This is a genomic window from Tenacibaculum aiptasiae (assembly GCF_965221665.1).
GTDB classification, from domain to species: Bacteria; Bacteroidota; Bacteroidia; order Flavobacteriales; family Flavobacteriaceae; genus Polaribacter; species Polaribacter aiptasiae.
Genome location: NZ_CBDCSN010000003.1, coordinates 91968 through 103320, shown reverse-complemented (window position 1 = coordinate 103320; position 11353 = coordinate 91968). Strand labels below are relative to the sequence as shown.

Here is an 11353-nt window from a genome sequence, read left to right as displayed (position 1 = left end):
TAAAAACCACCTATTGATGTTGATTTCAATGGTGGTTTTCGTGTGTAAATTGAATTTGAATTGATTTTTTTAAGCATTCAGTTAAAAGCATAAAATTTCTTTACGCTAAAAATTAAACGCTAAACAGTTTCTTCTGTTTAAATATCTTCGAAAGAAACGTCAGTAAAGCTTTCTGTAGATGCTTTTGCTTCTGCTACTTCTTCTTTTTTATAATCTTTCTGGTGACGCTCACTAATTACTTCAGAACCTTTTTCGTTTACGATAAAGTCAGTTGCTTTATTCAACATTTCTTTAAAGTCAGAAAAATCTTCTTTATATAAATAAATCTTGTGCTTTTGATAGTGGAAAGAACCATCATCATGAGTAAATTTCTTACTTTCAGTCACAGTTAAATAATAATCATCTGCTTTTGTAGACCTAACGTCAAAAAAGTACGTTCTTCTCCCTGCTCTTAAAACTTGTGAAAAAATTTCTTCTTGTTCTACTCTCTCGCTCATAATTCGTTTCTTAAATAATAGTTGTTTACTTAGAATTGCTCAACAAATCTAACAAAATATTTGACTTGACAATACGAAACACTACATTTCTTTTTCTAAAAGTTGTTGTTCGTATAATTCTTTATAATATCCTTCTTCTTCTATTAATTGATTATGAATACCTTGCTGAATTATATTTCCTTCATCTAAAACTATAATTTTATCTGCATTCTTAGCTGATGAAACTCTGTGACTTATAATAATTGTAGTTTTATCGCTAGATATTCTTTCTAAGTTTGATAAAATTTGTTCTTCTGTTTCAGTATCTACTGCCGATAAACAATCGTCAAAAATTAAAATCTTAGGATTTTTTATAATGGCTCTTGCTATAGAAGTACGTTGTTTTTGTCCTCCTGAAAGCGTTACTCCTCTTTCTCCTAAAATAGTTTTATAACCGTCTTTAAAACCAATGATATTATCGTGAATTACAGCATTCTTGGCTGCGTCCACAATTTCTTCTTCAGAAGCATTTTCTTTACCAAACTTTATATTGTTTTCTATTGTATCTGAAAATAAAAATGGATCTTGAGGTACAAAACCTATTTGACTTCTAACATCATTTAAATTACGAGTTTTAATATTTTCACCATCTATTAATACTTTACCTTCTGTTACATCATATAAACGTGAAATCAGATTTATTACTGTAGATTTTCCACTTCCTGTTTTTCCTAATATAGCTAAGGTTTCTCCTTCATTTATAGTAAAAGTTACACCTTTCAACGCAGTAATACCAGTATCATCATAAGTTAACGATACTTTTTTAAACTCTACTTTTCCTTTTATTTTTGTAGGTTTTTCAACTGTATTTTCTATTTCTGGGACCTGCTCTAAGAATTCGTTAATCCTTTGTTGTGAAGCTTCTGCTTGTTGTACCATAGAAGTAACCCAACCAACAACTGCAACTGGCCAAGTAAGAATATTTACATACATAACAAAAGCAGCAATAGCCCCTACTTGAATTTCTCCAGCAATATATTGTGTTCCTCCGATGTATAATACAATAATGTTACTAATTCCTATTAATAATATCATAAGAGGAAAAAACAAAGCTTGAACTTTATACAAATCAATATTCTTTTCTTTACTCTGATTTGCGATCTCATCAAATGAAGTAATCACTTCTTTTTCTATTCCATAGGATTTTACAACATTAATTCCTGAAAAGAACTCTTGATTAAACGTTGTTAACTTCGATAAATACTGCTGAACAATTGTACTCCTTTTATTAATTTGCTTACTCAAGATAAAAATTGATATCGATAACACTGGAAATGGAATCATCGTATAAAAAGTAAGCTTTGGCGAAATTGCATACATTTGAGTAAAACCAATAATAAAAGATATAATCATATTTAATGAATACATAATAGCTGGACCAAAATACATACGTACTTTAGATACATCTTCGCTAATACGATTCATTAAATCACCTGTTCTATTCTTTTTATAAAAGTTAATCGATAGGTTTTGATATTGTTGATAGATTTCATTCTTTAAGTCAAACTCAATCATACGCGACATTACAATAATAGTTTGCCTCATTAAGAAAGTAAAAAAACCTCCTAGTAGAGTTACACCAACAATCAATAATATATTATTAAGTAGTATAGTTTTAACCTCAGATAGTTCTGTTAACTTACCCAACTGATAATCTTCTACTACATTGAGAGAATCTCCAACAAAATCAGGAATTTTAAGTGTTAATATTTTAGATAATATTGTAATTAACACACCTAAAAGTAATCTCCATTTATATTTTACAAAGTATTTATTAAGATATTGTAATGCTTTCAAATTTAAATTTATGTTTAAATAAAAAAATTAAACTAACAAATGCTTTTTGTTAATAATAACATAATTTAGTTCTCTTTTTTTGCTTATGTTTTGACGATTTCTTACTTTTGCACTCGAATTTTTGAGATTTATAAAACAGTCTCAAATTAAAAAACAACTAAAAATGACATCAGAAATCATTGATACTAAAGATCTTAAGAACGACCCAGTATTTGGTCAACTTTCTTTCGATAATCACGAGCAAATTGTTTTTTGCAACGACGAAGATACAGGATTAAAAGCAATAATTGGTATTCATAACACAACTTTAGGACCTGCTTTAGGTGGTACTAGAATGTGGCAATATAAAAGCGAGTGGGAAGCATTAAATGATGTTTTACGTTTATCTCGTGGGATGACATATAAATCGGCTATTACTGGATTAAATCTTGGTGGTGGTAAAGCTGTTATTATTGGGGATGCTAAGACTCAAAAGAATGATGCTTTAATGCGTAAGTTTGGTGAGTATGTAAATTCTTTAAGTGGAAAATACATTACTGCTGAAGACGTTGGAATGGAAACTCGCGATATGGATATTATCCGCGAAGTTACTCCTCACGTAACTGGTGTTTCTGAAGCGATTGGTGGATCTGGAAACCCTTCTCCTGTTACTGCTTATGGAGTATACATGGGAATGAAAGCTGCTTCTAAATATAAGTTTGGTTCTGAAAACTTAGATGGTAAAAAAGTATTAGTACAAGGTGTTGGTCATGTTGGAGAAACTTTAGTTAAGCATATTACTGATGAAGGTGCTCAAGTTATCTTAAATGACATTAACGAAGCTCGTTTAGAGGAGTTAAGCAAAAAGTACGGTGCAAACGTAGTATTAGGAAACGATATTTACGGTTTAGATATCGATATCTATGCTCCATGTGCTTTAGGTGCTACAGTAAACGATGAGAGTATTTCTCAATTAAAAGCTAAAGTTATTGCTGGTGCTGCTAACAATCAATTAGCAAACGAATTAAAACACGGTAAATTATTACAAGAAAAAGGAATTGCTTATGCTCCTGACTTCTTAATTAATGCTGGTGGAATTATTAATGTATATGCAGAAGTAGTTGGTTATGACAAAGCTGAAAGCTTAAAAAGAACTGAAAACATTTACAATACTACATTAGATATTTTCAATTTAGCAGAAAAAGAAAACATCACTACACATCAAGCTGCTTTCAATATTGCACAGTCAAGAATTGATGCACGTAAAAAAGAGCAAAATAGCTAGATAAAAAACAAAAAAGTTTTACTTTTGCAGAGCGTTAGAAACAATTTCTATCGCTCTTTTTTTTAAAGTTCTTTAAAATGATTAACAGAAGACATATTCGAGTTAAAGTAATGCAATCGGTTTATGCGATGCAGCAATCACACAGTGATGATTTAGTGAAGGAAGAAAAGTTTTTAAAACACAGCATACAAAAAATGTACGATTTGTATGTTTTAAACCTTCAGTTATTAGTAGAAGTACAAAAATTAGCTCGTAAAAGAATTGAACTTTCAAAAAAGAAAATACTTGCGACTAAAGAGGATTTAAATCCTAACGAAAAATTTATCAATAACAGACTTATTAATCTATTAAACGAAAGCGTTAGTTTAGAAGGTTATGTGGAATTAAATAAGCTTAACTATTGGGAACTTGATGACGAGTATATCAAAATCCTTTTAGATGAACTTCAAAATAGCGACATGTATAAAAAGTACATGAATACAGTTGAAGATTCATATAATGTAGATAGAGCTTTTGTAATTGAGTTTTTTAGAGAAATAGTAGCTCCTAACGAAAAGCTAGCTGATTACTTTGAAGATAAAATGATTTCTTGGATTGATGATATTCCTTTTGTAAACACTTGGATTATTAAATCTTTAAACAAACAGAAACCACAAAATCCTTTTATTTTAGGAAGCCTTTATAAAGACAATGAAGATAAATTGTTTGTATCTAATTTGTTTACAAAGACAATGCTTAATCAGCATAAATATGAAGAAGATATTATAGACAAAACTCCAAACTGGGAAGCAGATAGAATAGCCGACATTGATATGATTATTATTAAAATGGCTATTACTGAATTTTTACATTTCCCTTCTATACCTAGTAGAGTAAGTATTAATGAGTATATCGAGTTAGCTAAGGATTACTCTACAAACAAAAGTGGATATTTCATAAACGGAGTTTTAGATAAATTAGCAAAAGATTATTTAGCCTCTGATAAGATGGTTAAAATAGGTAGAGGTTTGTTATAATTTATTATTTTTACAACAGAATAAATTAAATATTTTTTAAAATGAAAAAAATAGCAATAGCAATAGCGTTTTTCGTTTCAACAGGAATGTTAGTTTCTTGTGGTCAAGGAAATGCATCATCAAAAGTAAAAAAGGAGAATGTTGAGAAAGCAGAAAAAAGAGATACTTCTATAAGCTTAGGTGCTCCAACTGTTTCTTTTGATAAAGAAGAGTATGACTTTGGTACCGTTAATGAAGGAGAAGTTGTTGAAACTACTTTTGTTGTTACAAATACTGGTAAATCAGATTTAGTAATTACTAATGCTCAAGCTAGCTGTGGATGTACTGTACCTGTTTGGCCAAGAACCCCTATTGCACCTGGTAAAACTGGAGATATTAAAGTAAGCTTTAACACTAACGGAAAACCAAACAAACAATCTAAGTCAATAACTTTATCTACTAACACAGAAAAAGGAAGAGAAATTCTTAAAATTTCTGGTATGGTAACTCCTAAAAAGAAAGCTTAATGTTTACAACCATTTTCTTACAAGCAAGCTCACAAGAAAGCATTATGAACATGCTTCCTTTTATTGCTATGATTGGTGTTTTTTACTTTCTGATTATTCGTCCACAAATGAAGCGTCAGAAAAAAGAAAAACAATTCCAAACCACAATAAAAAAAGGAATTAAAGTAGTTACATCTAGTGGTATTCATGGTAAAATTACCGAAATTAACGATTCAGATAATACAGTGACTATTGAAACTGGAGCTGGTAAAATTAAGTTTGAACGCTCAGCTATCTCTATGGAGCTTAGTAAAAAATATAATACTACAGAGAAAAAATAGTATTCCTATATTTAAAAAAAGTGAGCTTATAAGCTCACTTTTTTGTTTTTTATATAGATTGCATAATATTTAAATTTTGAATAAAACTTTCAACATACCTAAAACCTTTTTTGGTTTTTTAATAGCTTCTATCCTTTTTTGGCTACTTATAAACCTATCTAAAGAATACACTTCTATTTCAAACTTAGAAATAGTATATACTGATTTACCTCAAAAAAAGATACTGCTCTCTCCTCCTCTAAAAAAGCTACCTGTACTTATAAAAGGAACTGGATTTAACTTAATTTCTGCTAAAATTGCTAACAAACCTATAAAGCTTAGCCTAAAGAAGCTTTCTAAAAAAAGCGCAAACGATTATTATTTTTTATCAAAAAATATATTCCAAGACATTCAAGATCAATTAAAATCCGGAACAGAATTAACTCAAATTCAAAAAGACAGTATCTTATTAAAAATAGGAACATTATATTCAAAAAAAGTTCCATTAATAGCGAATCTTAACACTACTTTTCAATTAGGTTATGATTACTCTAGTCCTACTACTATTACTCCTGATAGTATTTTAATTTCTGGGGATGAAACTTTTTTAAAAAACATCAACTCATTGATGCTTGAAAAAATTAACTTAGAAAACATCTCAGAAAATAAAAGTATTCAATCTGCTATTCTATTCCCAAAAGAAGGAGAAATTAAAACAAATATCACTTCCGCAAAAGTTAACGTTTATGTAGATAAATTTACAGAAGGTGAAGTTGAAGTTCCTATTTCAGTTAAAAATGCTCCTAAAAGCATTAACATCTACCCTAAGAAAGTAAAATTAATTTACAAAGTAAGTTTAAATAACTTCAATAAAGTTACTCCAGATTTATTTAAAGTTGAATGCAACTATCATCAAATAGAAAATAACGGTACCGATTATTTAACCCCAAAGCTAATTGTTTCATCTGACTTGGTTTCTTCTGTAAGAATTACTCCAAATAAAATAGATTTTTTAATTCATAAATAATATGGTTGTAGGATTAACGGGTGGTATTGGTAGCGGAAAATCAACGATCTTAAAAATGTTTTCCAAATTTGAAAACGTTGCAGTTTATATTGCCGATGAAGAGGCAAAAAAGCTCATGACTTCTTCTAGTGAAATTAAATCTCAATTAATTGCTGAATTTGGAGAAGAAACCTATAAAGACAACCAACTAAACAGAGAGTACTTAGCTAATATTGTTTTTAAAGATAAAAGCAAGCTAACCAAACTAAATTCTATAGTACATCCAGTTGTTCATAAACACTTACAAAACTTTATTGATAACAATTCAAAAAAGAAATACATACTTTATGAAAATGCTATTCTTTTTGAAAATGGTAGCAATCATATTTGCGACAAAATAATCACCGTAACTGCTCCTGAAAACATCAGATTAGAACGTGTTTTAAAACGAGATAACTCGAACATAGAAGCTGTAAAAAACAGAATGAAAAATCAGTGGAATCAAACTAAAAAAACACTACAATCTCATTATATAATTGAGAACCTGACACTTAACTCAAGTAATGATCAGGTGTTAAAAATCCACAATAATTTAACAAAAAAGTCTAAGTAATTTACGTTTTATTAATGCTTTTTCTTAAAATTATCTTAATTTTACACTAACTTTGTTAATCTAAGTTAAAAGAAAACATCCCTTCACTTTATTGATTTATTTTTGAATAATGGGTAAGAAAATTTTCATGCTTATTGTTGTTTTAATGAGTATTTCATTAATAGGAATAATCTCTGTTCAAGTATACTGGATTAAAGACGCTATTAAAAATAAACAGCAACAATTCGACAACAACGTATTTATTGCTTTAGCTGGTACTTCTGAAAGTATAAAAGATAGAGAACACGATGAATTTATTCAAAACAACCAAGAGTTTTTAAAAGACAAGAAGTTTGTATCTGATGCCGAAATAACAACATACCTTATTCAGCAAATAGATACTACTAACAAAAGAAAATTCACATTTGGAACAACAATATTAGGTGAGAGTATAAAAATGCCTGGTGATTTTATTAATAATGACTCTATTATTTTTAAACGCTATTCAGGAAAACAAGATTTTTATTCCTCTCAAATAATTAAATCTGAAAATAAAGACTTTCCTTCTTTTACTAAAGAGAATAGTTTTTCTACCTATAAAACATACTCAAAATTTAATAAACAGTTGATTGAAGATATGTTTCGTCAAAGAAAAAGATTATATCCTATCCATCAACGTGTAAGTAATAAAGAACTAAATGAAACCATTAAGTACGAATTAGCTAAAATGAATATAACTCAAGATTTTAAATATTGTGTTTACGAAGACGGTTTTGCTACACAGTTAAAATCTGGTTATTTCAATATTAAATCTAGTGATACTAGCTATCCTCTTTTCGAAGATGAAAATGGAAATAGTAAGTATAAATTATATATAAGATTTCCTGATGAGCGTAAAAATTTGCTCTCAGGTATGATTAAAATTTTAGGTTTATCATTGTTATTTATTGGTATAATTATTGCAGCCTTTTCTGCTTCATTATATCAACTAATTCGTCAGAAAAAAATATCTGAGATAAAAACAGATTTTATAAACAATATGACACATGAGTTTAAAACACCTATCGCTACAATTAACCTAGCTTTAGATGCTATTAAAAACCCAAAAATCATATCAGATCAAGACAAAGTAAAACGTTACGTTCAAATGATACGTGACGAGAATAAAAGAATGCATGGACAGGTTGAAAATGTTTTACGAATTTCAAGATTAGAAAAAAATCAAATAGAAATTAGTAAGGATGCTATTGACGTTCACGACATTATTGAAGAAGCTATAGAACACATTCAGTTACTAATAAATGATAAAAAAGGAAGTGTAACTACACATTTTAAAGCTATTTCTACAGAAATACTAGGTAATCAATTCCATTTAACAAATGTAATTGTTAATATGCTTGAAAACGCTTTAAAATACTCTGATGGTGCACCAAAAATCGATGTATATACTGAAAGTACAAATAAATATTTTATCTTTAAGATAAAAGATCAAGGTATAGGAATGAGCAGGAATGCTCAAAAATATGTTTTCGATAAATTTTATAGAGAGCATAAAGGAAATATTCACAACGTAAAAGGTCATGGTTTAGGATTAGCCTATGTAAAAGAAATTGTAGACAACCATCAAGGAACCATACACGTTGAGAGTGAAAAAGGCAAAGGAAGCTTGTTTACGGTTAAATTACCATTAATATAAATTTAAAATAAGATGGGGAGTAAAAAAATACTATTAGTAGAAGACGATCCAAATTTCGGAACTGTCCTAAAAGATTACCTAGCATTAAACGACTATAATGTTACACATGCTAAAGACGGTATAGACGGTTTAATCATGTTTAAAAATGCTGAATATGATTTATGTATTTTAGATGTGATGATGCCTCGAAAAGATGGGTTTTCATTAGCTCAGGACATTAGAACAACGAACAAAGAAATTCCAATAATTTTCTTAACCGCTAAAACATTAAAAGAAGATGTTTTAAGAGGTTATCAAGTGGGAGCTGATGATTATTTAAATAAACCTTTTGATTCTGAAGTTTTATTACATAAAATCAAAGCTATTCTACAAAGAAAAGAAAATGAAAAGTCAAACGAAACTGATGAGTTTGAATTTAAAATAGGTGGATTTGATTTTAACTCTAAATTACGTCATTTAACCTTTAATGGTGGAGAAACTCAAAAATTATCTCCTAAAGAAAGTAAGTTATTAAGAATGCTTGCTATTCATAAAAACGATTTAATGCCTCGAGAATTAGCGTTAACAAAAATATGGAGAGATGATAATTATTTTACTTCTCGTAGTATGGACGTATATATTGCTAAACTAAGAAAGTATTTAAAAAATGACGAGAATGTTGAGATTTTAAACATCCACGGTGAAGGATTCAGATTAATAGACAAGTCATAAAAAACATCAAAGAAAACAAAAAAGAAAAGACTTCCTAACAACATTAGGAAGTCTTTTCTTTTTTATAAATTGTAACAATAATTCTGATTAATCGTCAAATACATATAATCAACAAACTCAAACAAATTTGGAAACAATTTTATCTATAAAAAACCTTGATAAAAAATATGGTAAAGTCCATGCTGTTAACAATCTTTCTTTTGATATCAAAAAAGGAAATGTTTACGGTATTCTAGGTCCTAATGGAAGCGGTAAATCAACAACTCTAGGTATTATTTTAAATGTAGTAAATAGAACCTCAGGAGAATTTAGTTGGTTTGACGGTAACTTGTCAACTCACGATGCTTTAAAGAAAGTTGGAGCAATTATTGAACGTCCTAATTTTTATCCATACATGTCAGCTGTTCAAAACTTACAGTTAATTTGTAAAATTAAAGGTGTTTCTCATGATAAAATTGAAGAAAAACTAAAAGTTGTAAATCTTTTTGACAGGAAAGACAGCAAGTTTAAAACCTATTCTTTAGGTATGAAACAACGATTAGCCATTGCTTCTGCCCTTTTAAATGATCCTGAAATTTTAATTTTAGACGAGCCTACCAATGGTTTAGACCCACAAGGGATTCACGAAATTCGTCAGATTATAAAAAAGATTGCTAAAAATGGAACTACAATACTTTTAGCCTCTCACTTACTTGATGAAGTAGAAAAAGTTTGTTCTCATGTTTTAATTATAAGAAACGGTGTAAAATTATATAGTGGTAGAGTTGATGAAATGACTACTTCAAATGGTTTTTTTGAATTAAACTCAGAAAACAATAACCTTTTAGTTAGTTCATTAAAAAAGCACCCAGCAATAGGTAATATTAAAGAAGAAAACGGGCACATTATTGCTTTATTAAACAATGAATTATCTTCTGCAGAGATTAATAAATTTCTTTTCGAAGATAATATTACGCTTTCTCATTTAGTAAAAAGAAAACCTAGCTTAGAACAGCAATTCTTAGACTTAACAAACAATAACTAATCTTACTACCCAACTTACCATGTTACGACTTTTACAAATAGAATTTCATAAATTAAAACATAATAGAGCAAGTAAAGTTCTTTCAATTATATATTTTGGGCTCTTAACTTCTATAGCATTAATTGCTGCTATCAAGTTTGATATTGGCCCTATAAAATTTCACTTGGCAGAACAAGGTATTTTTAATTTCCCTTACATCTGGCATTTTAACACTTATATGGCTGCCATTTTCAAGTTCTTTTTATTACTTGTTATAGTTTCTATGATGGCAAATGAATATAGCTATAAAACATTGAAACAAAACTTGATTGATGGTTTAAGTAAAAAAGAATTCATCCTTTCTAAATTTTATACAGTTATTGTTTTTGCTGCTGTTTCAACACTTTTTGTTTTTATAGTTTCATTAATTTTAGGAGCTATATATTCTGATTTTAATGAATTATCAATAATTTTCTCAGACCTTAGTTATTTAGCTGCATTCTTTGTTAAACTAGTTGGGTTCTTTTCATTTGGTTTGTTTTTAGGAATTTTAATTAAAAGATCAGCCTTTGCTGTAGCAGCAATGATAGTATGGTTGATTATTGAAAGTATTTTTAAAGGATATTTATTTTGGACATTTAAAGATTTAAAAACAAGTACAAATGAAGCAGTAGATTCAATTATGCAGTTTTTACCATTGGAAGCAATGGCTAACTTAATCAAAGAGCCTTTTACAAGATTAGGAGCTGTTAAATCTGTAGCTAATCAAATAGGTGAAAACTTTACAAAAGATTATTCAGTTGGCTTTCTAAACGTTTTAATTGTACTAGTTTGGACCTTTGTTTTTATATATGCTTCATATTTTTTGTTAAAAAAACGAGATTTATAATACGTTTTAAGTAGTTTAGTTGTTCTATATTAGCAGAA

Annotated in this window: 12 protein-coding genes; 10 read left to right on the top strand and 2 right to left on the bottom strand. The window is 28.8% G+C overall.

Annotated elements, in window-relative coordinates:
- Nucleotides 1-137: 137 nt before the first annotated feature.
- Both ACOQN8_RS12175 and ACOQN8_RS12170 read right to left on the bottom strand, forming a co-directional pair.
- Entirely contained in the window at nucleotides 138-497 is a 360-nt protein-coding gene (locus ACOQN8_RS12175; protein WP_150899260.1) for a PUR family DNA/RNA-binding protein, read from the bottom strand.
- Between the two features lie 81 nt (nucleotides 498-578).
- Nucleotides 579-2333, bottom strand: coding sequence for an ABC transporter ATP-binding protein (locus ACOQN8_RS12170; RefSeq protein ID WP_420552884.1), 1755 nt, complete (start codon nucleotides 2331-2333; stop codon nucleotides 579-581).
- Nucleotides 2334-2496: 163 nt separating this feature from the next.
- Between ACOQN8_RS12170 and ACOQN8_RS12165 the strand changes: the two genes are divergently transcribed.
- The 10 genes from ACOQN8_RS12165 (at nucleotide 2497) to ACOQN8_RS12120 (ending at nucleotide 11315) form a co-directional block, all read left to right on the top strand.
- Nucleotides 2497-3597, top strand: a complete 1101-nt coding sequence (locus ACOQN8_RS12165) for a Glu/Leu/Phe/Val family dehydrogenase (RefSeq protein WP_420552883.1) — start codon at nucleotides 2497-2499, stop codon at nucleotides 3595-3597.
- 77 nt (nucleotides 3598-3674) lie between these two features.
- The gene (nusB, locus tag ACOQN8_RS12160; protein WP_150899263.1) at nucleotides 3675-4613 is read left to right on the top strand and encodes a transcription antitermination factor NusB; all 939 of its coding nucleotides are present in this window, start codon (nucleotides 3675-3677) and stop codon (nucleotides 4611-4613) included.
- 41 nt (nucleotides 4614-4654) lie between these two features.
- Nucleotides 4655-5119, top strand: a complete 465-nt coding sequence (locus tag ACOQN8_RS12155) for a DUF1573 domain-containing protein (RefSeq protein WP_420552882.1) — start codon at nucleotides 4655-4657, stop codon at nucleotides 5117-5119.
- The gene (yajC, locus tag ACOQN8_RS12150; protein ID WP_150899265.1) at nucleotides 5119-5439 is read left to right on the top strand and encodes a preprotein translocase subunit YajC; all 321 of its coding nucleotides are present in this window, start codon (nucleotides 5119-5121) and stop codon (nucleotides 5437-5439) included. Before ACOQN8_RS12155 ends, yajC begins: the two co-directional genes overlap by 1 nt.
- A 76-nt stretch (nucleotides 5440-5515) precedes the next feature.
- Nucleotides 5516-6445 carry a YbbR-like domain-containing protein gene (locus ACOQN8_RS12145; RefSeq protein WP_420552881.1) on the top strand — a complete coding sequence of 310 codons (930 nt, stop codon included), beginning with the start codon at nucleotides 5516-5518 and terminating at the stop codon, nucleotides 6443-6445.
- Nucleotide 6446: 1 nt separating this feature from the next.
- The gene (coaE, locus tag ACOQN8_RS12140) at nucleotides 6447-7037 is read left to right on the top strand and encodes a dephospho-CoA kinase (protein WP_420552880.1); all 591 of its coding nucleotides are present in this window, start codon (nucleotides 6447-6449) and stop codon (nucleotides 7035-7037) included.
- A gap of 109 nt (nucleotides 7038-7146) precedes the next feature.
- On the top strand, nucleotides 7147-8712 hold the full coding sequence (locus tag ACOQN8_RS12135) for a sensor histidine kinase (protein WP_272148583.1): 1566 nt from the start codon (nucleotides 7147-7149) through the stop codon (nucleotides 8710-8712).
- 12 nt (nucleotides 8713-8724) lie between these two features.
- Nucleotides 8725-9423 carry a response regulator transcription factor gene (locus ACOQN8_RS12130; protein ID WP_150899269.1) on the top strand — a complete coding sequence of 233 codons (699 nt, stop codon included), beginning with the start codon at nucleotides 8725-8727 and terminating at the stop codon, nucleotides 9421-9423.
- Nucleotides 9424-9550: 127 nt separating this feature from the next.
- The gene (locus tag ACOQN8_RS12125; protein ID WP_420552879.1) at nucleotides 9551-10447 is read left to right on the top strand and encodes an ABC transporter ATP-binding protein; all 897 of its coding nucleotides are present in this window, start codon (nucleotides 9551-9553) and stop codon (nucleotides 10445-10447) included.
- Nucleotides 10448-10466: 19 nt separating this feature from the next.
- A complete protein-coding gene (locus tag ACOQN8_RS12120) occupies nucleotides 10467-11315 on the top strand; it encodes an ABC transporter permease (protein ID WP_272148580.1) in 849 nt (282 codons plus the stop codon).
- Nucleotides 11316-11353 lie beyond the last annotated feature (38 nt).